25 protein-coding genes are annotated in these 24,949 nt (G+C 69.5%); 15 read left to right on the top strand and 10 right to left on the bottom strand.

Annotated features, from left to right (window positions below):
• Positions 1–36: 36 nt before the first annotated feature.
• The 3 genes from LVJ59_RS09700 to LVJ59_RS09690 all read left to right on the top strand — a co-directional run bounded on the left by LVJ59_RS09700 (position 37) and on the right by LVJ59_RS09690 (position 2,914).
• Positions 37–426: a metalloregulator ArsR/SmtB family transcription factor gene (locus LVJ59_RS09700; RefSeq protein WP_047522820.1), complete on the top strand. Its 390-nt coding sequence runs from the start codon at positions 37–39 to the stop codon at positions 424–426.
• Between the two features lies 1 nt (position 427).
• Positions 428–1,405 carry an SRPBCC family protein gene (locus tag LVJ59_RS09695; RefSeq protein ID WP_232762844.1) on the top strand — a complete coding sequence of 326 codons (978 nt, stop codon included), beginning with the start codon at positions 428–430 and terminating at the stop codon, positions 1,403–1,405.
• Positions 1,406–1,561: 156 nt separating this feature from the next.
• Positions 1,562–2,914, top strand: a complete 1,353-nt coding sequence (locus LVJ59_RS09690; RefSeq protein ID WP_232762843.1) for an FAD-dependent oxidoreductase — start codon at positions 1,562–1,564, stop codon at positions 2,912–2,914.
• On the opposite strand, the gene LVJ59_RS09685 is transcribed toward LVJ59_RS09690, so the two are convergent.
• Both LVJ59_RS09685 and LVJ59_RS09680 read right to left on the bottom strand, forming a co-directional pair.
• Positions 2,905–3,630 carry a Pr6Pr family membrane protein gene (locus LVJ59_RS09685; protein WP_232762842.1) on the bottom strand — a complete coding sequence of 242 codons (726 nt, stop codon included), beginning with the start codon at positions 3,628–3,630 and terminating at the stop codon, positions 2,905–2,907. The two genes, LVJ59_RS09690 and LVJ59_RS09685, sit on opposite strands and share 10 nt — an antisense overlap.
• 29 nt (positions 3,631–3,659) lie before the next feature.
• Positions 3,660–4,223, bottom strand: a complete 564-nt coding sequence (locus tag LVJ59_RS09680; protein WP_165875461.1) for a TetR/AcrR family transcriptional regulator — start codon at positions 4,221–4,223, stop codon at positions 3,660–3,662.
• Positions 4,224–4,260: 37 nt separating this feature from the next.
• Here LVJ59_RS09680 and LVJ59_RS09675 point away from each other — a divergent pair, with 37 nt between their 5' ends.
• On the top strand, positions 4,261–5,451 hold the full coding sequence (locus tag LVJ59_RS09675; RefSeq protein ID WP_232762841.1) for an FAD-dependent monooxygenase: 1,191 nt from the start codon (positions 4,261–4,263) through the stop codon (positions 5,449–5,451).
• A 15-nt stretch (positions 5,452–5,466) separates the two neighbouring features.
• Here LVJ59_RS09675 and LVJ59_RS09670 read toward each other — a convergent pair whose 3' ends face one another.
• Positions 5,467–6,219, bottom strand: a complete 753-nt coding sequence (locus tag LVJ59_RS09670; RefSeq protein ID WP_232762840.1) for a ribonuclease H — start codon at positions 6,217–6,219, stop codon at positions 5,467–5,469.
• Between the two features lie 79 nt (positions 6,220–6,298).
• On the opposite strand from LVJ59_RS09670, the gene LVJ59_RS09665 reads away from it, so the two are divergent.
• The gene (locus tag LVJ59_RS09665; RefSeq protein ID WP_232762839.1) at positions 6,299–7,384 is read left to right on the top strand and encodes a mechanosensitive ion channel family protein; all 1,086 of its coding nucleotides are present in this window, start codon (positions 6,299–6,301) and stop codon (positions 7,382–7,384) included.
• Here LVJ59_RS09665 and LVJ59_RS09660 read toward each other — a convergent pair.
• From LVJ59_RS09660 to LVJ59_RS09645, 4 genes are all read right to left on the bottom strand, one after another.
• Positions 7,336–7,587 carry a hypothetical protein gene (locus LVJ59_RS09660; RefSeq protein WP_232762838.1) on the bottom strand — a complete coding sequence of 84 codons (252 nt, stop codon included), beginning with the start codon at positions 7,585–7,587 and terminating at the stop codon, positions 7,336–7,338. The two genes, LVJ59_RS09665 and LVJ59_RS09660, sit on opposite strands and share 49 nt — an antisense overlap.
• Positions 7,588–7,683: 96 nt before the next feature.
• The gene (locus LVJ59_RS09655) at positions 7,684–7,998 is read right to left on the bottom strand and encodes a protealysin inhibitor emfourin (RefSeq protein ID WP_232762837.1); all 315 of its coding nucleotides are present in this window, start codon (positions 7,996–7,998) and stop codon (positions 7,684–7,686) included.
• Entirely contained in the window at positions 7,973–9,043 is a 1,071-nt protein-coding gene (locus LVJ59_RS09650) for a M4 family metallopeptidase (protein ID WP_232762836.1), read from the bottom strand. Before LVJ59_RS09650 ends, LVJ59_RS09655 begins: the two co-directional genes overlap by 26 nt.
• Positions 9,044–9,200: 157 nt before the next feature.
• Positions 9,201–9,644, bottom strand: a complete 444-nt coding sequence (locus LVJ59_RS09645) for a hypothetical protein (protein WP_232762835.1) — start codon at positions 9,642–9,644, stop codon at positions 9,201–9,203.
• A gap of 160 nt (positions 9,645–9,804) precedes the next feature.
• On the opposite strand from LVJ59_RS09645, the gene LVJ59_RS09640 reads away from it, so the two are divergent.
• From LVJ59_RS09640 to LVJ59_RS09625, 4 genes are read left to right on the top strand one after another with little or no spacing between them, the layout of a single operon-like run.
• Complete coding sequence (locus tag LVJ59_RS09640) at positions 9,805–11,115, top strand: sugar ABC transporter substrate-binding protein (RefSeq protein WP_232762834.1); 1,311 nt, start codon at positions 9,805–9,807, stop codon at positions 11,113–11,115.
• 2 nt (positions 11,116–11,117) lie between these two features.
• Positions 11,118–12,080: a carbohydrate ABC transporter permease gene (locus LVJ59_RS09635; RefSeq protein ID WP_047522834.1), complete on the top strand. Its 963-nt coding sequence runs from the start codon at positions 11,118–11,120 to the stop codon at positions 12,078–12,080.
• Positions 12,077–13,024 (top strand): carbohydrate ABC transporter permease, encoded by a 948-nt coding sequence (locus LVJ59_RS09630; protein WP_232762833.1) that lies wholly within the window; start codon positions 12,077–12,079, stop codon positions 13,022–13,024. The genes LVJ59_RS09635 and LVJ59_RS09630 overlap by 4 nt, the downstream gene beginning before the upstream one ends.
• Positions 13,021–14,661, top strand: a complete 1,641-nt coding sequence (locus LVJ59_RS09625; protein ID WP_232762832.1) for a hypothetical protein — start codon at positions 13,021–13,023, stop codon at positions 14,659–14,661. The genes LVJ59_RS09630 and LVJ59_RS09625 overlap by 4 nt, the downstream gene beginning before the upstream one ends.
• Positions 14,662–14,741: 80 nt before the next feature.
• Here LVJ59_RS09625 and LVJ59_RS09620 read toward each other — a convergent pair whose 3' ends face one another.
• Positions 14,742–15,398 (bottom strand): GntR family transcriptional regulator, encoded by a 657-nt coding sequence (locus tag LVJ59_RS09620; RefSeq protein ID WP_052193514.1) that lies wholly within the window; start codon positions 15,396–15,398, stop codon positions 14,742–14,744.
• Between the two features lie 128 nt (positions 15,399–15,526).
• Here LVJ59_RS09620 and LVJ59_RS09615 point away from each other — a divergent pair, with 128 nt between their 5' ends.
• Genes LVJ59_RS09615 through LVJ59_RS09595 form a run of 5 tightly spaced genes read left to right on the top strand, consistent with a single transcriptional unit; the run spans position 15,527 to position 22,679 of the window.
• Positions 15,527–17,629 (top strand): beta-galactosidase, encoded by a 2,103-nt coding sequence (locus LVJ59_RS09615; RefSeq protein WP_232762831.1) that lies wholly within the window; start codon positions 15,527–15,529, stop codon positions 17,627–17,629.
• A complete protein-coding gene (gcvPA, locus tag LVJ59_RS09610; RefSeq protein WP_232762830.1) occupies positions 17,626–19,014 on the top strand; it encodes an aminomethyl-transferring glycine dehydrogenase subunit GcvPA in 1,389 nt (462 codons plus the stop codon). Before LVJ59_RS09615 ends, gcvPA begins: the two co-directional genes overlap by 4 nt.
• Complete coding sequence (gene gcvPB, locus LVJ59_RS09605) at positions 19,011–20,594, top strand: aminomethyl-transferring glycine dehydrogenase subunit GcvPB (protein WP_232762829.1); 1,584 nt, start codon at positions 19,011–19,013, stop codon at positions 20,592–20,594. Before gcvPA ends, gcvPB begins: the two co-directional genes overlap by 4 nt.
• Positions 20,591–21,886 (top strand): ATP-NAD kinase family protein, encoded by a 1,296-nt coding sequence (locus LVJ59_RS09600; RefSeq protein ID WP_232762828.1) that lies wholly within the window; start codon positions 20,591–20,593, stop codon positions 21,884–21,886. Before gcvPB ends, LVJ59_RS09600 begins: the two co-directional genes overlap by 4 nt.
• A gap of 34 nt (positions 21,887–21,920) precedes the next feature.
• A complete protein-coding gene (locus LVJ59_RS09595) occupies positions 21,921–22,679 on the top strand; it encodes an SDR family NAD(P)-dependent oxidoreductase (protein WP_232762827.1) in 759 nt (252 codons plus the stop codon).
• A 6-nt stretch (positions 22,680–22,685) separates the two neighbouring features.
• On the opposite strand, the gene LVJ59_RS09590 is transcribed toward LVJ59_RS09595, so the two are convergent.
• Positions 22,686–23,078, bottom strand: coding sequence for a VOC family protein (locus tag LVJ59_RS09590; protein ID WP_232762826.1), 393 nt, complete (start codon positions 23,076–23,078; stop codon positions 22,686–22,688).
• Positions 23,075–23,356, bottom strand: a complete 282-nt coding sequence (locus LVJ59_RS09585; protein ID WP_232762825.1) for a helix-turn-helix transcriptional regulator — start codon at positions 23,354–23,356, stop codon at positions 23,075–23,077. The genes LVJ59_RS09590 and LVJ59_RS09585 overlap by 4 nt, the downstream gene beginning before the upstream one ends.
• Before the next feature lie 71 nt (positions 23,357–23,427).
• On the opposite strand from LVJ59_RS09585, the gene LVJ59_RS09580 reads away from it, so the two are divergent.
• Entirely contained in the window at positions 23,428–24,948 is a 1,521-nt protein-coding gene (locus tag LVJ59_RS09580) for an SDR family NAD(P)-dependent oxidoreductase (RefSeq protein WP_232762824.1), read from the top strand.
• Position 24,949 lies beyond the last annotated feature (1 nt).

Here is a 24,949-nt window from a genome sequence, read left to right as displayed (position 1 = left end):
TGACATGCTCTTCGCGCAGGTCTAACGTACAACCAAATGGTTGTACAAACGGAGTTGAGCGAAGCGGAGGTCGACCGTGTGTTCCACGCACTGGCGACGTCGACCCGGCGCGACATCCTGCGCCGGACGATCGAGCGGGAGCAGTCCGTCTCGACCCTCGCCACTGAATACGAGATGTCGTTCGCTGCGGTGCAGAAGCACGTCGCCGTGCTCGAGGCCGCGAACCTCATCGTCAAGCGCGCCGAGGGACGCGAGCGGCTCGTCCGCGCGAACCCCGAGATGATCGCCCGCGCCAGGGCGCTCCTCGCCCGATACGAAGAGCTGTGGCGATCGCGCATCGCCCGGCTTGACGACCTGCTGGCCGAGACGCCTCGGTCAGGTCCCGCCGACACCACCGGCACCACGAACCCGCAACAAGGAGACTGAAATGCCCGTCACCGATGTCACCACCGACACCGAGAACCTGACGATGACCGTCGTCGCCGACTTCGCCGCCCCCATCGAGCGGGTGTGGAGCGCATACTCCGACCCGCGTCAGCTCGAGCGCTTCTGGGGCCCTCCCGGGTGGCCGGCCACGTTCACCGCCTGGGACCACACCGTCGGCGGCCGCGCCGTCTACTCGATGAACGGCCCGCGCGGCGAGAAGTCTTCCGGATCGTGGGAGTTCGTATCGATCGACGAGCCCCACGGCTTCGAGGTCATCGACTCCTTCGTCGATGAAGACGGCACACCGCTCGACGGCTTCCCGGCGCAGCGCATGTCGTTCGCCTTCGAGTCCACCGCCGACGGCACGCGCATGGTCACGACGAGTCACTTCGACTCGGTCGATGCGCTCGAGCAGGTCGTCGAGATGGGCCAGGTCGAGGGCATCAAGATGGCGATGGCGCAGCTCGACGCCGTTCTGCAGGACCTCCGCGCCTACGCGCAGGGCAAGGGCACCCGTGTGGAGCTGCTCGACGACACGCACGTGCGCATCACCCGCCTCGTCGAAGGGCCGCGCGAGTTGGTCTGGCGCGCGCACTTCGAGCCCGAGCTCATCCGCCAGTGGATGCTCGGCCCCGACGGCTGGGAGATGACGGAGTGCGTCGCCGCCACCGAGGTGGGCCAGTCGTACCGGAACTCCTGGGCACCGGTGGGCGACACCGAGGGGCAGCCGTTCGGCTTCGAGGGCGAGGCGCTGCTGATCGACGCCCCGCGCCGCGCGGTCAGCACCGAGCGGATGCAGGGCATGCCGACTGAGACCCTCAACGACCTGAACCTGTACGAGGAGGACGGCGCGACCCTCGTCACGCTCCTCATCGAGTACCCGGACAAGGAGACGCGCGACATGATCCTCGCCACCGGCATGGCCGACGGCATGGAGCAGTCGTTCGCCCGCCTGGAGCGCGAGCTGCTCGCCGTCTGAGCGTTCACAACTCCTCAGAACTGGTCGGCCTCGCGTGAGTCCGGCCAGTTCTGCGTCTGCTGCCCCGTGTTTCTGCGGAGTTGTGAACACTCGCCACGTCTGCTTGGTCCCGCCGGACGGACAGAACCCACCCGCGCGGGATAAAGTGGCGACACGATGAGGATCACGCGCCGCACTCTGCTCCTCGGCGCCGGAGCCGGCGTCGCCTCGGTGCTTCTCGCATCCTGCACCCCGGAACCCGCGCCGACCCCCACGCCCACCCGGACGCGCGAGCCTGAGCCGCCGCCCGGTGTCCCCGCGCCGGCCGGCAGCATCCGCAGCACCTGGACGAGTGACCCGTTCTCGCTCGGCGCCGCCAGCTTCACGCCCGTCGGCGTCCTCGCCGGCACCCGTCTCGCGCTGGCGAAGCCCGTCGACGATCGGCTGTTCTTCGCAGGCGAGGCGACCGACGAAGACGCCCCCGGCACGGTGCGTGGTGCCATCGCCTCGGGCGCGCGCGCCGCGGAGGAACTCCTGATCCCGGCGACGTCGGGCGAACGCGTCGCGGTGGTCGGTGCAGGCCTCGCCGGAGCGACCGCTGCCGCCCTGCTCGCCGACGGCGGCATGCAGGTGACGGTCTTCGAGGCCAGGGACCGCGTCGGCGGACGGGTGTCCTCCCGCGTCGACGACTCCTGGCCGGTGCCCGTGCAGCTCGGTGCCTGGCTGTTCAGCGCGGACGACGCCGAGGTGCTCGACCGGCTGAGCGGCGGAGAGGTCGGCATCGTCGATCTGGCCGGTGATCTCTGGCGCACCCCCGACGGCGACATCGACGCGGTCGACCCGGCGCCGTTCGAGGCCGCGATGGTGGCGTCGCAGGCTGCTCCGGAGGACTCGTCGGTGGCCGATGCCCTGACCGCGGCGGGCATCGACCCCGCCGATCCTGGCACCGCCGCTCTCCTCGCGCTCCTCGCCTCGCGCAGTGGTGCCGGTGCCGATGAGCTCTCCAGCTGGTTCGCCCCGCCGCTGCCCACCGGGGATCTGACCGCGGCGCGCGACGACCTCACCCCGTTCGTCGAACAGGCGCTCGACGGCGTGCGGGTGGGGCTCAACTCCCCGGTCGCCCGCCTCGCCTACGACGACACGGGCGTGAGCGTGCGCCTCGGAACGGGGGAGGCGCTGTCCTTTGACCGGGTGCTCGTGACGGTGCCGCTCGGGGTGCTGCAGGACCGCAGCATCGAGTTCGACCCCCCGCTGCCGTTCTCCAACCGGGGCGCGGTCTCCGCCCTCGGCATGGGGGCGATCGAGACCGTGTGGCTGCGATGGGACGAGCCGTTCTGGGACAACGACGAGGCGATCTGGCACTCCGTGGGCGCTGACGTCGCGATCCCGACCTGGATCAATCTGCGTGCGGCGACCGGCGAGAACGTGCTCGTCGGGATCGTCGGAGGCCCGGCCGCCGTGGAGTTCGCGGAGCTCGACGAAGACGCCGCCCTCGACGCGGCTCTCGCCTCGCTCGCGCTCTACACCTGAGCGACCTTCTCGCCGGCGGGTTCCGGCTCGGACAGCGGTGCGGCGGAGGCGTCCTCCTCGCCCGCGCGCAGCCGGTGAGGCAGAGGCATGCGGCTGATCAGCACGAGCACGGTGGCGACTGCCGCGAACGAACCCAGCGCGATCGCCGAGGAGATCACGAACTCGGCCGGTCCGCTCACCTGTCGCGGGTCGAGGAAGTAATACGGATACCACCCGATCAGCGGTCCGCGGATCAATGTCGCGACGCCCCACACCACCGGATAGGCGAGTGACACCGGGATGACCCGCCACGGCACGGTCCGGTGTCCGGGAGCCAGCGCCCAGGCCGCCACGGTCACCGCCGGAAGCCAGAAGTGCAGCACCTGATCGGACCACGGCACATCGATGCGAATCCCGCGGATGCCCGCCTGCCACACGAGGATCGCGAACACCAGCCCCGCCGTGATCGTCCAGGTCAGTACGAGGGCGAGCGCGACCGTGAGCCACCGGGGGTCCTTCGCACGGCGCAACGCGAGGATGCCGGCGACGGTGAGCAGCACCACGAACGCGATGTTCGACTGGTTGGTCAGGTATGCGAAGAAGTTCTGGCTCGCGACGGTGTTCGACGCCAACCCCCAGCTCAGCCGGTGGATGAGCGCCACGAGGCAGATGGCGGCGGCACTGAGACGGAGCAGCCCGAAGGCGGTACGCGCCTTCACCGCTGCGTCACCCGCCATTCCTTCATCCGCCGAGTCTACGGACCGGCTCACCGGATCATCGAGAGGAGGAGCCGTCCTGCCTCCTCGCGCGGGAGCGTGGCGAACATCGGCAGCTCCAGCACGTACCGTCCGAAGAGGAAGCCGACGATCGCCACGGCCATCCGCCGTGCGTGCTCGCGCCCGAAGTCGGCCACGAGGGGTTCGAACACCGCCACCTGGATGTAGCCGCTGATCGACGCGGCGGAGTCATCCGCGGCGGCGAGACGCCGTGCGAGACCGACGAGCTGCGCGCCGTGCTCCGGATGCTCCCAGACCGCGAGGATGCCGTGCGCCAGGCGCGAGAGGTCGACGGGACCGTGACCGTCTCGTCCGCGGGCGAGCGCGATCACGTCATGCGGTGCTGCGCGCAGGGCGATCGCCGCGGCGACGAGGTCGTCCCGCGATCCGAAATGATAATTGACCAGGGTGTGGCTGACGCCGACTTCCGCGGCCAGTCGACGGGACGAGATGGCCGCCAGATCACCTCGAAGAACGTGCTTCTGCGCTGCCTCGAGCAGCCGAGCCCGTGCCGTCGACGATCCGCGCGGACGGCCCGGCGATTTATTGACCATTCTCGCATCGTCGCACGCGGAGCGGGACGCTGTCTGCATGGACACGAGAACCGACACCGATACCGACACCGTCATCGTCGGAGGTGGGCCCGCCGGGCTCATGCTCGGACTGCTGCTCGCGCGTCGCGGGCTCCGGGTCACCGTGATCGAGAAGCATGCCGACTTCCTCCGCGACTTCCGGGGCGACACGATCCACCCCTCCACCCAGGAGCTGTTGGGCGAGCTCGGACTGCTCGACGACTTCCTCGCGCGCCCCCACGCCGATATGTCGGAGGTCACGCTCAGCTGGCACGGCACCGAACTGACCCTGGCCGACTTCTCGCACCTGCCGACGGCGAGGAAGGTGATGACGTTCATGCCACAGTGGGACTTCCTCGACCTGCTGGCCTCGTCGGCGGAGGAGTTCCCGGGGTTCCGCCTGCTGCGTTCGACCCGCATCCAGGACGTCGTGCGCGACGAGGGGCGGATCGTCGGGGTCACCGGAACCGGGCCGGACGGACCGGTCGAGATCCGTGCACACCTCGTCGTCGATGCGTCGGGACGTGACTCCGAGCTCCGTACCGCCGCCGGGCTCTCACCGGTCGGGGTGGCCGCGTCGATGGATGTCCTGTGGTTCCGGCTGCCGAAGGACGGCGATGAGATGTACCCGTTCATCCAGGCCGGCGCGGGCATGGTCATCACGATCGACCGCGGGGACTTCTTCCAGATCGCGCACGTGATCCCCGCCGGTGCCTGGACGGGCTCCGAAGACGACCTGCATCGGATGAACGAGCGTCTGCGCCGCATCTCGCCTCGCCTCGGCGCCGCGGCCGCGCACCTCCGTCCGGCCGACGTGCACCTTCTGCGTGTGCGCCTGGAGCGGCTGCGTCGGTGGCACGTCGACGGGCTCCTGTGCATGGGCGACTCTGCGCACGCCATGTCTCCCGCGGGAGGCGTGGGGATCAACCTGGCCATCCAGGACGCGGTGGCCGCCGATCGCATCCTCGGGCCAGTGCTGGGTACCCGTGCGCCGCAGCGTGCGGACCTCCGCCGGGTCGAGCGTCGTCGCGTCTGGCCGGTGATCGTGACCCAGGCGATCCAGCGACGGCTGCAGGGGCCTCTCCTCGCGTCGGGCGCCGCGGACGCACCTCTGCCCTTCCCGTTGCGGATGCTGCGGGATCACCCTCGCCTATCTCGGATCACCGGGCGCTTCGTCGGGATCGGAGCCCGCCCCGAGTACCTCCGGTGACGCCGGCGGCGCGCGTCAGATCAGCCGACGGAGAGCCTCTTCGAGCGAGACGCCCTGCGCGTCCGCGCGGTCGCGCAATCGGGCGTGCTCGTCCGAGGTGAGCGGGATGCGCAGTTCGATCGGGTCGTCCTCGGGCGCGTTCGTGGAGCCCGGATCGTCGAGTCCGTCGAGCAGGTCCGAGGTCTCGGCCCACAACGGCTCCGCGAGCGTGGTCGATGGCGCGGCGGCCACCGGGGCGGAGCCCGTCGCAGGAACGGAGGCCGCCACAGGAGCGGATGCGGCCACGGCGGCACCGGCACCGGTGGCCCGCGTGAAGCCCGGACCTCGACGCGGCTCCTCCCCGGCCTGGTACGCCTTCGCGGCCGCGTTCGCACGCTCGTCGGCTGCCTCGTTCAGAGGGTGTCCGGCGTGGCCTTTGACCCAGGAGAACTCGACGTCACGCCCACGGATCGCCTCGTCGATGCCCTCCAGCAGGTCGCGGTTGAGCACGGGCCCGCCGTCGGACTTCCGCCAGCCCTTGCGCTTCCACCCCGGCATCCACTTGGTCACGGAGTCGATCACGTAGCGGCTGTCGCATTCGATCATCAGCTTCTCGTCGGTGCCCGCCGTCGCACGCAGCAGCTCCAGCACCGCCCGCAGCTCGCCCTGGTTGTTGGTGCCGTGCGGGGAGCCGCCCGCCGCCCAGTTCGCGTCGTCGATGTACCAGGCCCAGCCGTTGGGGCCGGGGTTGCCCAGGGCGGAGCCGTCTGCGGCGGCGGTGATCGTCATCCCTCCACCGTAATGCGGTCACCGGGTGCGCGATCGCCGCGCACTCGCGTCCTCCGTGCGCGACGCCTAGGGTGGACGGATGTCTTCCGGCACCGAATGGGAATCCTTGGTCGGCACGGCCGTGGTGATCGCGATCGCGGTCCTCGCCACCGTCGCCGTTCTCGTACTGCTGCGTCTGGTGGCCGCGCTCGTGAGCCGTCGTCTGCCGTGGGTGCGTGATTTCGCGCGCAGGGTGCGCAACGCCACGACGGCCACGGCGCTGGTCGTCGCGGTGTGGATCGCGATGTCGCTCACGGCGCCGGCCGAGCAGGGATGGTGGCCGGCGGTCTCGCGACTGTTCCTGATCTCCACCATCCTGTTCGGGTCGTGGTTGTTCGCCGCGGCGATCTCCTTCGGTTTCGAACGGCTCATCGAGCGCGAGGAGACCGTCCTGGTCGGTCCGGAGGCGCGACGTCGGCGCACGCAGCTACTCGTCATCCATCGGCTCGTGCTGGTGTCGATCGCCGTCCTGGCCCTGGGTACCGTGCTGTTCACCTTCCCCGAGATGCGGGCCGTGGGCACGAGCCTCCTCGCGTCGGCGGGTATCGCGAGCATCATCGCCGGCCTCGCGGCGCAGTCGATCCTCGGCAACCTCATCGCCGGGATACAGGTGGCCTTCACGGACGCGATCCGCGTGGGCGACGTCGTCGTGGTCGAAGGCGAGTGGGGACGGGTCGGCGAGATCAACCTGTCGTACGTGGTCGTCTACATCTGGGATGAGCGACGCCTCGTCGTGCCGTGCAGCTACTTCACCTCGACGCCGATCGAGACGTGGACGCGCAGGTCGGACAAGATCCTCGGCACCGTCTACCTGGATCTGGACTGGCGCGTGCCGATGGACGCACTGCGCGCGGAGTTCACCCGCATCGTCGAAGCCTCGCCCGCCTGGGACGGGCGCTCGTCGAGCGCACTGGTGACGGACGCACAGGGCGGGTACGTCACCGTCCGGTTGGTGATGTCGGCGAAGGACTCCGACGACCAGTGGACGATCCGCTGCGAGGTGCGGGAGAAGATGATGAGCTGGTTGCAGCGGGAGTACCCGGACGCCCTCCCGCGCACCCGGGTGGAGTTCGGACCTCAGTCCGACTCCGCGTCCGCCTCGTCGACGGGCTCCTCCGACTCGTAGTCGCCCACGGTCTCCGCCGCCGGCTCCGCGATCGGGAAGACGATCGAGCTGACCTCGGTCGTCGCCCCGAAGCCGAGGCCGAGCGAGAGGGGGTCGACGGCGGGTTCCTCGCCGAGCACCTCGGCCTCGGAGCGCTTCACGGGCTCGGAGGGCAGTGCCCAGGGGCTCTGTTCTTCTTCCGGCTTCTGCTGGAACATTCCCATGGGTCCATTGTGAACCCGCGCCTCGACGCAGAGGCCGGATTCACATGGAATTGATCGGACGCCGGGGCCGGTGCGCCGGGACTGGTTCGCCGGGGGTCAGCCCTTCGCGGCCGCCGCCTGCCGGACCGCCTCGACGAGCGCGCGCCAGGGTCCGTCGAGCGCGGAGTCGGGCAGCTCACGCTCGCGGCGTTCGACCGGAGTCCGGGCGCGGATGCTCCATACGAAGCGGTCGGCACCGGTGTCGGTCGGCGCCTCCTGATCCCAGGGGCATCGATCGATCAGGTCGATCCATTCGCCGGCGTCGTCGGGTCCTGCTTCCACCTGCCACCGGCGACGGATGCCGGCGATGCCGCCCGTGCGCACGACGGCGATCACGATCGGTGCGTCAGTCGCGGGAGGAGGCTCGCTCATCTGCATAGACTCCCACGACGGTCCACGCGCGTCGAGCCGCCGTGGCCGTGGCCTCGTCGATCGCGGTGGCCGCGGCGACCGTCGCATCGGCGAACTCGAGGAAGGACGCCGTGCTCGACAGGCCGCCGGTGAGGGCCCGATACCAGACGGTCCCCGCGCGCTCCCAGGCCTTGCCGCCGAGGTCGAGCGCGAACAGGGCGAACGCGCGGTTGGGGATGCCCGAGTTGATGTGCACCCCGCCGTTGTCCTCGGTGGTGCGCACGAAGCCGCTCATGTGATCGGGCTGCGGATCCTTGCCGAGCTCGTCGTCGTCGTAGGCGGTGCCCGGGGCGATCATCGACCGCAGGGCCGCGCCCTCGACGGCATCCGTGAAGATCTCGGCACCGATGAGCCACGTGGCGCTATCGGCCGTCTGCCCGAGTGCATACTGCTCGGTCAGAGCACCGAAGACGTCGGCGATCGACTCGTTCAGCGCGCCCGGCTGGCCCTGGTATTCGAGGTTCGCGGTGTGCTGCACGACGCCGTGCGCGAGCTCGTGGCCGATCACCGTGAGCGAGCCGGTGAAGTGCTGGAACACCTCGCCGTCGCCGTCGCCGAACACCATGCGCTCACCGTCCCAGAACGCGTTGTCGTAGTCGACGCCGTAGTGCACGGTGGCGTCCAGCGGGGCTCCGGCGTCATCGAGGGAATTGCGCCCGAAGGCGGACAGCAGCATCTCGAAGGTCGCTCCGAGGCCGTCGAAGGCTTCGTTCACCGCGGTGTCGGCCACGGGGGCGTCGTCTTCGCCGCGCACCACCGCGCCGGGGAGGCGCTGGGTGTTGCCGGCGTCGCTGATGGTGCGGTTCGGAGCATCCGACAGCTGGGCGACCAGGTCGCCGTTCTCGTCGATCGACAGGTCGATGCGGGCGCGGAACGGCGGTCGACCGGCCGTCAGCGTCTGCCGCGCCGCAGCCGCGGCCTTCGGGAAGCGCCCCGATTCGGCCAGGCGTGCGAGCAGGTACGACGGGACGACTCCAGGACACTGTGTCGATGGTGTGCTGCTCATGGATCGACCCTACGCCGGGTGTCCGACGTCTGCGGGAACCGGCCGGGCAACCGCGCGGATCGTGAAGGAGATCTCACGGTGTGAAGGAGGGGTTCGCGCAGACTCCCCTTCGGAACGCGAGATCTCCTTCACAACGTGCGCGCCCGCCGGATACGTCTCACTCGTGCTCGATGCTCAACACAGTCGTGCGGATGCCGTCCGACTCGTACTGCACCGGCATCCCGGGGTGCGCGGACGAGAACCAGAAGATCCCGTCGGCGGTGTCGTACCGACGGCAGGTGAGCTCGCCCAGGGGGGAGGACAGCGGCACGGTCGACATGCTCGTCGTCTCGGCGTCGAACGCCGCGTGGCCCTGGAGCTCGGCCCAGGTCACCCGGCTCGAGACGACGGCGTTCGGGTCGGCTGCGGCCCACCGATCGAGGGTCGCGCCCTCCTCATCCGTGTGGTGGAAGCGGTTGACGTGTTCGCCCAGCGGCCCGTCCGGGCCTTCGAGGAGGAGGCGGATGCGCTTCCCCCTGCCGGTGGCGTCTCTGATCTCTTCGGCGGTGAACGGCGTCGGCAGGAGGCCGGGGCCGAGCAGGTGCGGGTCGGGATCGGTCATGCACCCAGTCTGCGTCACGGGTGACCGGTACGTCACGGGATGGTCTCGATGTCCGTCACGCGAGGGAGATCCTTGACAGAATTGCGTTCTGTATACAGAATACGAATGCGCCGGAAAGGCGCTCCCGACACGATCTTCCAATGATGAAAGAGGTAGCGAGATGGCACGTGCGAACGTGACGCGGTATCTGGCATTGGGTGCCGCCGGCGCTCTGGCCCTGGGGCTCGCCGCGTGCAGCGGCGGCGGAGGAGGCGGTGGCGTCGACGCCGACGGCAACGCGACGGTCATCTGGTCCACCTGGGGCACGGCGGACGAGCTGACCCGCTACGAGGAGTTCAACAAGGACTTCATGAAGCGCCACCCCGACATCACCGTCAAGCTCCAGCCCGTCGCCGGCTACGGCGACTACCACTCCAAGCTGCTCGCACAGCTCACCAGCAACACGGCTCCCGACGTCTTCTACGTCGGTGACGACATGATCGGCCAGTTCGTCGATTCCGACAGGCTGATGCCGCTCAGCGACCTGATGGAATCGGACGCGAGCAAGACCACGAAGGACGACTTCTTCCCCGGCCTCTTCGGCGCGGCGGAGGAGGACGGCGAGGTCTACGCGGCCCCGAACGACTCCAACCCCGACGTCTTCTGGTACGACAAGCAGGCGCTGGAAGCCGCCGGGATCACCGAGGACCCCGCGACGCTGGCCGAGAACGGCGAGTGGACGACCGACAAGTTCCTCGAGATGAACGCCAAGCTCCACGACGCGGGGCTCACGGGGACGATGTACTGGAACTACTGGGCCACCCACTGGAGCTGGCTGTCGTCCCAGGGCCTTCCCGCGCCGTACGACGAGGCGGGAGCGTTCGTCGCGAACCAGGACGACGCCACCGTCGCTTCCGTGCAGGAGCTCGGCGGCCTCTTCCAGGACGGCACCTTCGTCGTCGCCGACACGCTTCCCGACGGCGCCGGAGCCGACAGCATCTTCGTCACGCACAAGGCCGGTTTCTTCGTGCAGGGCCGCTACACGATCGGCACGGTCAAGGCCACGGGCGAAGAGGACAGCTACGACATCGTCCGCTGGCCGACGCCCGACGGTGAGGCCGCTCCCACCGGCGTCGCGACCAGTTTCCTCGCGATCAACGGCAAGACCAAGGTGAAGGACGCCGCGTTCACGTTCTGGACGGAGTTCCTCTCCGCCGAGGGGCAGACCTTCCGCCTCGAAGGGGGCGGGAACGCGGTCCCGTCGATCAAGGGTGCCGACGACGTGGTGCTCGAGGGGGACTACCCCGTGCACGCGCAGACGTTCCTCGACATGCGCGACATCGGGTTCACGAACTACCCCGCTGAGGCCAGGGTCCCGGGGCTGCCGGTCGCCATCTCCGAGGAGTTCCAGAAGCTCTACGAAGGCAAGACCGACGCGCAGGAGACGCTCGACACGATCGCCGGCGTGGTCGAGGATCGGTCGGAGAAGTAGGAGTGACCACGCTCACCGAGAACGGACGGATGCCGCAGGCCACGCCTGCGGCATCCGTCCCGCCCCTGCGTCGGGAGGCCGCCTGGCGTCGGCGGGATCGGGCCTGGGGCTACGTCTTCGTCGCTCCGCAGCTGCTCGGCATGGCGCTGTTCGTCGTGCTGCCGTTCGCCGCCAGCCTGGTGCTGGCCTTCGCCGAGTGGGACGGCCTGGGCGAGCTCACCTGGGTGGGGCTGGCCAACTTCGCCGATCAGCTGCAGGATCCGCTGCTCGCCCGTGCGATCATCAACACCCTGCTGATCGCGATCATCACCGTGCCGATCGGCCTCACGCTCGCGGTCATCGTCGCCGTCGCACTCGAGAAGCTCAAGACCCGCACGCTCTACCTGATCCTGTTCTTCGCCCCGGTGGTCACCTCGACCGTCGCCGTCGCCATGATCTGGCAGCAGATGTTCCGTGCGGACGGCCTGCTCTCGACCACGATCTCGAAGGTGTTCGGAATCACGCCCCCGGATTGGCTGCAGGATCCGAAGCTCGCGCTCCTCGCCGTCTGCATCGTGACGATCTGGTCGTCGATGGGCCTGAACGTCGTGATCTTCCTGGCCGGTCTGCAGAACATCTCGCCGTCGGTGATCGAGGCCGCCCGCATCGACGGCGCCGGTGCCGTGCGGCTGTTCACCAGCATCCGGCTCCCGCTGCTCTCGCCGATCGTGTTCTTCTCCTCGGTGATCGCGTTCATCTCGTCGCTGCAGACCTTCGACACGGTCTACGTGCTGGTCTCCGGCGGCGGACCCGACAACGCGACCCGCACCATCGTCTACCACATCTTCGACCTCGGCTTCGGGCGATTCGAGTTCGGGCTGTCCAGTGCGGCCAGCATCATCCTGCTCGTGCTCACCCTCGTCATCACGGCGATCCAGTTCGGTGCGCAGAAGAAGTTCGTCCACTACGAGGATGACCCGGCATGACCCTCCAGACCACATCCCTCAGCGACCCCGCCGCCCCCGCGACCGATTCGACCGTCGCCCTCACCGCTCCCGGATACCGTCAGCGGGGCCGAGGGGGACCAGGGGCCGGACGCGCCCGCCGACGTCTCGGCTCCACCGTGCTGCACGTGCTCCTCGTGGTCGGCGGCATCTCGATGGTGTTCCCGTTCATCTGGATGCTGCTGACGTCGTTCAAGACCCTCCCGCAGTTGTTGAAGAACCCGCTGGAGTTCCTGCCGAACCCCTGGACCGTCGACAACTACGTGAACGCGTGGAACGCCGTTCCGTTCGGGCAGGCCTACCTGAACAGTGCGTACATCGCCGTGCTGGTGGTGGTCGGCACCCTGATCACCGCGTCGATGGCCGGGTACGCGTTCGCCCGTATCCGGTTCCGGGGCAGCAAGGTGATCTTCATCGTCTTCCTCGCGACGCAGATGATCCCGGCGCAGGTCACCCTCATCCCCTTCTACCTCCTGATGTCGCAGCTCGGCTGGGTGGATTCGCATCTCGCACTGATTGTGCCCGGGATGATCGCGAACCCCTTCGCCGTGTTCCTGATGCGGCAATTCGTCCTCGCTCTGCCGCGCGAGCTGGAGGAAGCCGCGCTGGTGGACGGCGCCGGGCGCTGGCGCATCTTCTGGAGCATCGTGCTGCCGAACCTGAAGCCCGGCCTCGCTGCGCTCAGCATCATCACCGCCCTCAGCGTCTGGAACGCGTTCCTGTTCCCGTTGGTGCTGTTGAACACGCCGGACCTGTTCACGGTTCCGCTGCTGCTGACCTCGTTCCAGGGGCAGTTCGGCTCCATCAACTACGGGCTCGTGATGGCGGCGTCCGCGATCGCGACCGTGCCGATGCTCATCGTTTTCGTGATCGGCCAGCGCAAGATCCTCAACAGCATGGCCGCATCGGGACTCGGGGGCCGATGATGGCGGATCTCGCCGCCCTCGCCGGGCGTCACCTCGACCTGGTGTCCGCTCCCTTCACGCTCCCGCGCTCGCGCGTGCTCGTGTTCCGTTCCGACGACGGGGAGGGCGTGCGCGTGCACACCTCGGAGTACGAGCGGCGGCTGTCGGAGTGCCGGGTGCTCGATGCGCTGATCGTGATCGGTGCCGGGGGCGAGGTGCTCCCGGTGACCGACGTGCATCCCGCGCGGGTGAGCTTCGGCGGCGGCGCGGTGACCCTGACCTTCGCCGATCCCTCCACACTCAGCCTCGGCGGAGCTCCGGGATCGCGGGTGCGGCTCCGGCGTCCGGACGGCGGCCTCGAGGAGCATCCGCTCGATCGGGGCCTCGGGCTGCACGTCGCCGCAGATCGCACCGTCGCGGTCGTGCACGGCGACCACTCTGCTGCCCTGGCCGCGACCGCGGCGATCTGGACCGAGTGGTTCGCGAAGTGCCCGCGCGTGTGCGACGATCTGCAGGAGATGGCCGCCTTCTGCTGGTGGGTGCTCGGAGCGAACATCGTCGAGCTGCCGTCGCTGGGCGATGCCAGGGCCATCGTGCCGTCGAAGATCGGTTACGTCGGTCTCTGGCAATGGGATGCGTACTTCATCGCGGTCGGTCTGCGCCACGGCGACCCCGAGCTCGCTCGCGAGCAGCTCGACATCGCCTTCCGGTTCCCGCAGCCCGACGGGCAGCTGCCCGACGTCGTGCACGAGCTCGGGGTGCTGGCGACCAGCGACGATCTGCCCGAGAGCGACCGCGCCAACCTGCGCCGTGCCGGGTCGCAGATCGCCGACCCGAGCGCACCCGTGCCGCTGACGAAGCCTCCGCTCGCCGCCTGGGCGCTGCGCAAGGTGCTCGACGTCGAGGATGCGCCCGACTACGCGCGCCGGCAACTGGCCCGGATCGTCCGCTCGCAGGACTGGTGGTTCGCCGGCAGCGACCTCGACCACGACGGGATGCCGGAGTACGGGCATCCCTACTCCTCCGGCCTCGATGACAGCCCGATCTTCGATGGGCCGTTGCCGACTGCCGCGCCCGACCTCGGGGCGTATCTGGTGCGGCAGGATCGCGAGATCGCCGACCTCCTGCGCCGGTACGAGCCCGGGGCCGACGTGTCGCGATTCGAGCAGCGGGCCGAGACCACACAGGGGCTGCTGCTGCGCATGTGGGATCCCGAGCGGGGACGCTTCCTCGCATTCGGCGGTGGTGAGCCGCAGCTCAGCGACACGGTCGTGGGGTTGATGCCGCTGCTCACGGGCACGTTGCCGCCTCCCGTCGCCGAGGCGCTGCGGGCGGCCGTCGACGACCCCGAACGCTTCGCTCTGCCGTGGGGGCTGCCCACGGTCGCGGCCTCCGACCCCGACTACTCGGACGAGCGCATGTGGCGCGGACCGGTCTGGGTGAACACGAGCATGCTCGTCGCCGAGGGGCTGGAGGCATCCGGGTACCCCGAACGCGCGCGCGAACTGCGGGAGCAGACCGTGGCGCTGGTGATCCACGGCGGGGGCCCGCACGAGTACTTCAATCCGCACACGGGTAAGAAGGCCCGCACGGCCACGACCGCCTTCGGCTGGTCGGCCGCGCTGTTCGTCGACCTCGCGGTGCGGCTCTCGCGGTGAGCACGCGCAGCATCCGTTCGGGTCGCACTTTCTCCCGCTATTCGGCCCTCTTGCCGGCAGAAAGTGCGACCGGAGCGGGGTCAGGCGGTGAAGTACGAGCTCGTGGCGTTGTCGAGGATGCGCTGCATGCCGTGCATCCAGTTGAGCTTGAGGGCGTCGACGGCGCCGGGGATGTCGCCGTCGGCGAGGTGGCGGGCGATCTCGGCGTGCTCGGCGGCGACGCGTTCGACCTTGACGTCTTCGGGGACCAGCAGGGACTCGTAGCGGTGGAACGAACTGCGCACGTTGTCGATCACGGCCAGGAGCCGGGTGTTCGGGCAGGCGGACAGCATCACGCTGTGCCACTCGTCGTCCTTGGTGATGACCAGCTGGTGCTCCACGAGCTCGTCGGCGAAGGCTTCGGCCATCTCCTTGAGTCGGATCCCGATCACGCGCAGTTCCTCGGGCGGGCTCAGCTCGAGCGCCAGGCTCTCGAGTGCAGCCATGACCGGCGCGAGGTCGCGGAACTCGGACGCGCTGAGCGGGACGAAGCGGAAGCCCTTGCCGTTCTCGCTCTCGATCTGGCCCTCGGACTCGAGGGCGATGAGCGCTTCACGCAGGGGGGTGCGGCTCACGCCGAGTTCGGTGGCGAGCTGGACCTCGTTGATGCCTTCGCCGGGCTGCACGAGTCCGGCGCGCATACGGGTCAGCAACTCCTGCCGAACCTGCGAGCGCAGGTTCTTGCGTTCGATCGCCATGCGTCCCCTCTTCTGCCGCCTGCCCGTCAGCCTATGGGTTGACGGGCCTCAGGCGACGTCCTAGTGTGTTGTATACAGAATACAGCTGATCGCGGATTCGCACCAGTGCACCGCCGGATCAGCCGGTCATGACTCAGAGAGGAGGCTTCGTGCCCGCACCCGGTGGCGACCAGCCCGCCCGACGCGTCCGCCTCGACGCCCTCGCGTACGGCGGCGACTACAACCCCGACCAGTGGTCGGAAGAGACGTGGCACGAAGACATCCGCCTCATGCGCGAGGCCGGCGTGAACATGGTGAGCCTGCCGATCTTCAGCTGGCCTCAGCTCGAACCCGAGCCCGGCGTCTACGACTGGGCGTGGCTCGACCGCATCCTCGACCTGCTGTGGGACGCCGGCATCGCGATCGACCTCGCCACCGCCACCGCGACCCCGCCGTCCTGGCTGCTGCGGGCACACCCCGAGATGGTGCCGTGGGATTCCGACGGGCACCGGCTCGAGTTCGGCTCCCGTCAGACCTACTGCCCCTCGTCGCCGATCTGGCGTGAGAACGTCGCCCGCATGGCCCGCGCGATGGCGGAGCGCTACGGGGAGCACCCCGGCCTCGCGATGTGGCACATCTCGAACGAGTACGGCGATCACACCTCACGCTGCTGGTGCCCCGAGTCGGCCAGGCATTTCCGCCGCTGGCTGCAGGATCGCTATGGAGACCTCGACGGGCTGAACGAGGCCTGGGGCGTGAACGTCTGGGGTCAGCGCTACACCTCCTGGGAGCACATCGAGACGCCGAAGAAGGCGCCGGGCCCGATCAACCCGACCCAGCTGTTGGACTTCGAGCGGTTCTCGTCCGACGCCCTGCGGGAGCTGTTCCAGGTGGAGATCGACGTGCTGCGGGAGGTCACGCCCGACATCGCGGTCACCACGAACTTCATGAGCATGTTCCGCGACCTGGACTACTGGGACTTCGCCGCGATCGAAGATGTCGTGACCGACGACGCCTACCCGGAACCCGCCGACCCGACCTCGCATGTCGGAGCCGCCCTCAACTACGGCCTCATGCGCTCGCTCAAGGGCGGACAGCCCTGGCTGCTGCTGGAATCCTCGGCGAGCGCGACCAGCTGGCGCGACGTGAACGTGCCCAAGGCGCCGGGCAAGATCCGCATCGAGAGCCTGCAGGCGGTCGCCCACGGCTCGGACGCCGTCATGTTCTTCCAGTGGCGCCAGGCCAAGTACGGCCAGGAGAAGTTCCACTCCTCGATGCTCGGTCACCGGGGGGAGCGCTCGCGCAGCTTCCGGGAGACCAAGGAGCTGGGCAACGAGCTGAAGAGGCTCGAGCAGGTGCGCGGCACCCGGGTGCGCTCGCGCGTGGCGCTGGTCGTGGACTGGGACTCGTGGTGGGGGACCAGCGCCGTGGAGTCGCTGCCCTCGCAGAGACTCCAGTGGGCGCAGCAGGCCCGGGCCTGGCACCGCGCGCTGTACACCCTCGGCCAGCCGGTGGATGCGGTTCGCGCCACGGGGCCGTTCGACGCGTACGACGTGATCGTGGTGCCGAACCTCTACATCGTCGAACAGCCGCAGGCCGACGCGTTGCGCTCCTTCGTGGAGCGCGGAGGACACCTCGTCGTCGGACCGTTCTCGGGAGTGGTGGATGCGACCGAGAAGGTGCACGACGGCGGAGCACCCGGGCCGCTGCGCGATCTTCTGGGCATCGAGGTCGACGAGCAGTGGCCGATCGCCGACGGGCTGACCGAGAGCATCGACTATGCCGGCGAGATCCTGACGGTTCCGTCGTGGAGCGAGTGGCTCGAAACGGCGGACGACGTGGAGGTGCGCGGCCGCTATGCCGGTGGCGAGCTCGACGGTCTGCCCGCCGTGACCTGTCGCGCGGAAGGCCGGGGATCCGCCTGGTACGTCAGCGCGATGTTCGACGCCGCAGGTCTGCTCCCGGTGTTCCGCGACGTGCTGCGCACGGCCGGCGTCCCCGCCAGGGAGCACACCGATGTCGAGGTCGAAGCGGTCACCCGTGCCGACGACACCACCGACTACACCTTCTACCTCAACCACGGACGCTCACCCGTGACGTTCGAGATCCCGACCCCGGGAGTCGACCTGCTCACCGGTCTGCGCCATACGGACCGACTGGAGCTCGATCGGTACGGCGTCGCCGTGCTCGCGGCGCCCCGCGCCGAATCCATCCCCTTTGCCACCCTGATCCCTGTGAAGGAGGACGCATGACCGCCCCGTTCGTGCATCCGTACATCCCCAACACCGCGCCCGAGTCCCGTGCGGCGATGCTCGCCGCCGTGGGCGCCGCGTCGGTCGACGAGTTCTACGCCGACATCCCGGCCGGCCTCCGGCTCGGGCGACCGCTCGATCTGCCCGCCCCGTTCGTCGCGGAACAGGACCTGGCCCGCCACGTGCGCGCACTGCTCGCGAGGAACCGCTCGACGCAGGAGCGGCTGAGCTTCCTCGGTGCCGGCACCTACCACCACTACGTACCGGCGGTCGTCGATGAGGTCATCGGACGCAGCGAGTTCCTGACCGCCTACGCCGGCGAGCCCTATGAGGACCACGGCCGCTTTCAGGCGCTGTTCCAGTACCAGTCGCTGATGGCCGAGCTGCTCGAGATGGACGTCGTGAACGTGCCGACCTACGACGGCTACCAGGCGACCGCGACCGGCCTCACCATGTCGGGGCGCCTCACCGGCCGCGGACGGGTGCTGGTCGTGAGCGATGTGCTCCCTGCGAAGCTCGCGAAGGTACACGACTACGTCCGTGCCCACCTCACGCTCGAGCACCTGCCGACCGTCGGCGGCACCGCCGACGTCGATGCGATCCGCGCCGCGCTGGGCGATGACGTGGCCGCGGTCTGGGTCGAGACGCCCAGCGCCACCGGCGCCGTGGAAGCCGCGCTGCAGGACATCGCGGAAGCGGCGCACGCGGTGGGCGCCGTGCTCGTGGTCGGCACCGACCCCATCGGCTACGGCGTCCTCACCCCGCCCGCCGTCTCGGGAGCGGACATCGTCACCGGTGACATCCAGTCCCTCGGCCTGCACCAGTGGTTCGGCGGCGCCCACGGCGGGTTCATCGCCGTCCACGACGACCCGCGGTTCGTGATGGAGATGCCGTCGCGACTGTTCGGGCTCGCGACCACCGACGTTCCCGGCGAGTACGGCTTCGGCGACGTCGCGTACGACCGCACCTCCTTCGCGCATCGCGAGGAGGGGAAGGAATGGGTCGGCACGGCCGCCGCCCTCTGGGGCATCGCCGCCGGGGTCTACCTGGCGCTGATGGGTCCCGCCGGCATGGCGGAGCTCGGCGAGGTGCTGCTCGCCCGCACCCGATACGCCCAGCAGGCGCTCGCCACGGTTCCTGGCGTCTCGCTCGACGACGACGCCGTGCACCTCCGCGAATTCACCGTGACGTTCAGCGAGGTCACGGCGGACGCGGTCGTCGCGACGCTCCGCGCCCGCGGCATCGAACCCGGCGTGGTCGTGGGCGAGCACCGCCTGCTCGTCTGCGTCACCGAACTCACCTCCCAGGCCGACATCGACACTCTGGCGGGCGCGCTCGCTGAGGTCACGGCCTCCGATCTCGCTGCGAAGGAGCAGAACCGATGAGCCTCCCCGTCGCCCCCAAGCCCGCGCTGCGCCGCTTCCAACAGGCTCGCTGGGACGAGCCGATCATCTTCGAACTGACCACTCCCGGCGAACGCGGTGTGCTGGTCTCGCAGGTCGAGCCCGGCGTGCGCGCGGCGGTGGGGGATGTGGTCGCCGCGCTGCCGTCCTCCCTGCGTCGGGCCGCGAAGCCGAAGCTCCCCGAGATGGGCCAGATGCGTGTGCTCAAGCACTACCTGCGCCTGTCGCAGGAGAACCTCGGCGCCGACTTCAACGTCGACATCGGCCAGGGGACGTGCACCATGAAGTACGCGCCGAAGATCAACGACCAACTTGCGAACACGCCGCAGCTCACCGCGATGCACCCTCATCAGGACCCGGCAGACGCGCAGGGCGTGCTCGAGATCGTCTGGCAGCTGGAGCGGATGCTCGCCGAGATCTCCGGCATGGACGAGGTCTCCCTCCACACGCAGGGCGGATCGGCAGCGATCTGGGCGAACATCGCGATGATCCGCGCTTTCCACGAGGCGAACGGAGAGGGCGAGCAGCGCCGCGAAGTCATCACCACGATCTTCAGCCACCCCTCGAACGCGGCCGCAGCGAAGGCCGCCGGGTACGAGGTCATCACCGTGTACCCCGACGCCGAGGGATACCCCTCGCTCGATGCGCTGAAGGCAGCGCTCTCGCCGCGCACCGCGGCCATCATGGTCACCAACCCCGAAGACACCGGCATCTACAACCCGGCGATCCGCGAGTGGGTGGATGCCGCGCACGCCGTGGGCGCCCTCGCCTCTTACGACCAGGCCAACGCCAACGGGATCCTCGGCATCACGCGTGCCCGCGACGCCGGGTTCGACGTGTGCCACTTCAACCTGCACAAGACGTTCGGCACTCCGCACGGCAGCGGCGGACCCGGCTCGGGCGCGAACGCCGTGAGTGCGGCGCTCGCCCCGTTCCTCCCGGGGCCGCGGGTGGTGCGTGCCGATGACGGGACCTTCGCGGTGGCCGAGGCGGGTGAGCTGTCGATCGGCGCGGTCGGCCCCTTCTTCGGGGTGATCCCCGCGCTCGTGAAGGCCTACTCGTGGATCATGGCGCTCGGAGCCGAAGGTCTACTGGCCGCCGCCGAGACCGCCGTGCTGAACAACAACTACCTGATGGCGAAGGTGCTCGCGATCCCCGGAGCCTCGGCCCCCTACGCGACCGGGCGTCGGCGGATCGAGCAGGTGCGCTACTCGTGGGAGGAGCTCTCCCGGGAGACCGGGATCTCCTCCGAGGAGATGGGTGTGCGCATGACCGACTTCGGCATGCACTACTGGACCAGCCACCACCCGTACGTGGTGCCCCAGCCCTTCACGCTCGAACCCACGGAGTCGTACTCCCTCGCCGAGCTCGACGAATACGCGGCGACCCTCGCCGAAGTCGCACGCGAAGCACGGGAGACCCCCGAGGTGGTGCGCACCGCCCCGCACAACCAGACCGTGCACCACACGCACCACGACGATCTGGACGACCCCGACCGCTGGGCGGTCACGTGGCGCGCGTATCAGCGGAAGTACTTCCCCGCGGAGTCCGACGCGTCGTGATCGGACTCGTCGTCAATCCTGTCGCCGGAGTCGGCGGGCCGGCGGGCCTCGCCGGCTCCGACGGTGCGGACGTGCAGCACCTCGCCCTCGCGCGCGGTGCCCGCTCCCGCGTGCAGGAGCGGGCGGTCCTGGCTCTGACGGAACTCGCCGCACGGCATCCGGGACTCGTGGTCGCGACCGCAGTCGGAGCGATGGGAGCCGATGCCGTCCGTGCGGCGGGGCTCGTGCCCCGGGTGGTGTGGGCTCCCGGTGGCGTGACAGCCGGTGCCGACACGACCGCCGGTGCCGACACGACCGCCGCGGTGGGTGCGCTCGCCGCCGCCGGTGCTGACCTGATCCTTGTGGTCGGTGGAGACGGGACCCTGCGGGATGCGTGCGCCGGGCTCGATGCGGTCGCCTCCTTCGACCCGATGCATGACGACACGCCAGATGCAGGACGATCCGCCGGTGAAGGCTCCGACATCTGGCGTGTCGTCATGCAAGTGGAGTCGGCTGCGGCTGCGGCTGCGGCTGCGGCGGGGGGTGCGGGGGCGTCGGGTGCGGTGGTGCCCGCCGTGCTCGGGGTTCCGGCCGGCGTGAAGATGTACTCGCCCGTGTTCGCGGTCAGTCCGCGTGCGGCCGGGGCGATCGCCGCCGACTGGATCGACCGTGGCGGACTCCCCACCGATGACCGCGAGGTGCTCGACATCGACGAGGCTGCGATGCGGCGGGCTCGTGTCGACCCGACGCTGTACGGGATGCTCCGGGTGCCCTACCGCGCCGGACGGACGCAAGCGCGCAAGGCCGCGACGCCGGTCACCGAGGCTGCAGCCGTCGAGGCCGCCGCGCGTGGAGCCGTCGCGCGCATGCTCCCAGGTGTCCGCTATCTGCTCGGTCCCGGCGGCACGACGGCCGAGATCGCGAGGCAGCTCGGCGTCGAAGGATCCCCTCTCGGCGTCGACGTCGTCCTCGACGGTGCCGTGCGCGTGCGGGGAGCCAGCGAACAGGAGCTCCTCGCCCAGATCGCGCAGGGCCCGGCCCAGGCCGTGATCACCGTGATCGGCGGCCAAGGATTCCTGCTCGGGCGGGGCAACCAGCAGCTCTCGGCCGCGGTCCTGCGCGCCATCGGCCCCGATCCGCTCCTGGTCGTCGCACCGGAGCAGAAGCTCATCGACCTGCACGGCCGGCCCCTTCTCGTCGACACCGGCGACCCTGATCTGGATGCGAGACTCGCCGGACACGTCCGCATCATCACCGGCGTCGGCACCCGCAGCCTCTACGCCGTGACCGCCCCCGAACTGACCCCCGCCTGAGCGATCCGGCGGAATGAACCCGAAAGGACACCCCATGCGTCTCGAGAACAAGAAGGCCATCGTCACCGGCGGCGCCGGCGGCATCGGTCGTGCCACGTCGATCGCGCTCGCCGCGGAGGGCGCTGCTGTCGCCGTCGTCGACCTGAACGCGGATGCGGCCGAAGGCGTCGCCGCGGAGATCCGTGCGGCGGGCGGTACGGCCATCGCGATCGCCGCCGATGTCGCGAGCGAGGCCGACATCGAACGGGTCATCGCCACCGCCGTGGCCGAGCTGGGCGGCGTGAACGTCGTCTTCAACAATGCGGGCATCATCCGCCGCACCACGGCCGTGGAGACGACCGTCGAGGAGTGGGACCGGGTGTTCGGCGTGAACGTGCGGTCGATCTTCCTGATGTGCAAGCACATCGTGCCGATCATGGAAGCGGCCGGCGGCGGCTCGATCATCAACACGGGATCGGGGTGGGGCCTCAAGGGCGGAGGTCAGGCGATCTCGTACTGCGCGTCGAAGGGCGCCGTGGTGAACATGACCCGCGCGCTCGCGATCGACCACGGGCCCGCCGGCATCCGCGTGAACTCCGTCAACCCCGGAGACGTGAACACCGGGATGCTGCGCGACGAGGCGCGTCAGCTCGCGCAGGACACCAACGCCTTCCTCGCCGAGGCCGCCGACCGTCCGCTGCGCCGGATGGGAGAGCCGAGCGAGGTCGCACAGGCCGTGGTGTGGCTCGCGAGCGACGACTCCTCATACGTCACCGGCTCGGCCCTGGTGGTGGACGGCGGCGGCATCGCGTAGTCGCGGTCATGCCTCCTTCATCTGGACGACCTGGATGAGGTTGCCGCAGGTGTCGTCGAGCACGGCGACGAGAGCGCTGCCGATGTCGGTCGGTGGTTGCGTGAAGACGACGCCGAGCCCGGTCAGGCGCGCGTGCTCGGCGGCGAGGTCGTCGACGGCGAACTGGGCGAGGGGGATGCCGTCTTCGACGAGGGCGTCGCGATAGGGCTTGACCGCGGGGTGTCCCGAGGGCTCGAGCAGGAGCTCCGGTCCTTCCGGGGCTTCGGGTGACCTCACCGTGAGCCAGGCGGCATCGCCGAGGGGGATGTCGTGGTGTTTCGTGAAGCCGAGCACGTCGGTGTAGAAGGCCAGGGCCGCGCGCTGGTCATCGACGAAGATGCTGGTCAGTTCGATTCTCATGGGGTGCTCCGTGTGTCTGGCCAGCGCTCGGCGATACGGGCGATGGGCTCCGGGTGGAAGTAGTGGAACTTTGAGCGGCCGCGCCGTTCTGTGGAGACGAGCTCGGCCGACTCGAGCACGGCGAGGTGCTGGGAGACGGCCTGCCGGGTCAGCGTCACACCATGGCGCATCGCCAGCGTCGTGCAGATCTCGAAGAGCGTCTGTCCGTCCCGCCTCGACAGCTCGTCGAGGATGCGTCGCCTCGTCTCGTCGTCGAGGGCGTGGAACAGATCGGCCATGTCGCCCATAATAGGCAAGTGAAACCTTGCCTATCAAGTGAACCCCAGGACACTGGCGTAAAATCGGCACAATGACCGACGCCCCCTCCGACGCTGCACCCGACCTCGGACCGGGCATCGACCCCGACGACCTCGCCACGACGTTGCGCGTGCTCGCCGAACTGCACACGATCGACAACGAGCACCCGGACTTCGTCGCGGTGCGCCACGCGACCGCGGCCATGTTCAAGGCCGTCAAGCGCGTGCGTCGCAAGGAGATCCGCGACGCGATCGCCGAGGCCGACAAGGCCGTGGTCGCCCGCACCGCCACCGGTGCCCCCGACCGCATCGACGACGAGACCCGGGGCCACGACCTCGCCACCAGCGTCGTGGACGCCCCGATCGCGGGCGAGCTCCTCAAGCCGCGCAACTGCTACATCTGCAAGCAGCCGTACACGCAGGTCGACGCGTTCTACCACCAGCTGTGCCCCGACTGCGCCCGCTTCAGCCACGGAAAGCGCAACGCCTGCACCGACCTCACCGGCAAGCGCGCCCTGCTCACGGGCGGCCGCGCCAAGATCGGCATGCACATCGCGCTGCGTCTGCTCCGAGACGGGGCGCACACCACGATCACGACGCGCTTCCCGCGCGACGCCGTGCGCCGGTTCTCCGCGCTGCCCGATTCCGCCGACTGGCTGCACCGTCTGAGGGTGGTGGGCATCGACCTGCGTGACCCGGCACAGGTCATCGGGCTCGCGGACTCGGTCGCCGCTCAGGGTCCGCTCGACATCCTGATCAACAACGCCGCCCAGACCGTACGGCGCTCGCCGGGGGCGTACTCGCTGCTCGCGGATGCCGAGCTGCAGCCGCTCCCCGACGGACCGCTGCCCGAGATGGAGACGTTCGGGCACACGGTCGATCCGCATCCGCAGGCGCTGCAGGCCTCGGTCGACTCGCATCCGCTGCTGTCGGTGGCGGCGCTCGGCGGCACCGTCGCGGAGCAGGGCGGGCAGGCGCTCACGGCCGAAGACCTGGCTCGCCTCGCGATGGCCCCCGGGTCCTCCTCCCTCGAGAAGCACGCGGACGGCACCGCGATCGACGCCGGCGGGCTCGTGCCCGATGTGAACCGCGTCAACAGCTGGGTGCAGTCGATCGAGCAGGTCGACCCGCTCGAGATGCTCGAGGTGCAGCTCGCGAACACGACCGCCCCGTTCCTCCTGATCAGCCGGCTGCGGGCCTCCATGGCCGCGTCCGAGGCGCGCCGCACCTACGTCGTGAACGTCTCGGCGATGGAGGGGCAGTTCTCCCGCCGCTACAAGGGGCCGGGCCACCCGCACACGAACATGGCGAAGGCCGCGCTCAACATGCTCACCCGCACCAGCGCCGGCGAGATGCTCGAGAAGGACGGCATCCTGATGACCGCGGTCGACACGGGCTGGATCACCGACGAGCGCCCGCACTACACGAAGGTCCGGCTGGCGGAAGAGGGCTTCCACGCGCCGCTCGATCTGGTCGACGGTGCCGCCCGTGTGTACGACCCGATCGTGCGCGGCGAGGCCGGGGAGGACATCCACGGCGTGTTCCTGAAGGACTACGAGCCCAGCCCCTGGTGAA

The organism is Microbacterium sp. KKR3/1 (assembly GCF_021272365.1).
GTDB classification, from domain to species: domain Bacteria; phylum Actinomycetota; class Actinomycetes; order Actinomycetales; family Microbacteriaceae; genus Microbacterium; species Microbacterium aurugineum.
This window is presented reverse-complemented; position numbering and strand designations above follow the sequence as displayed.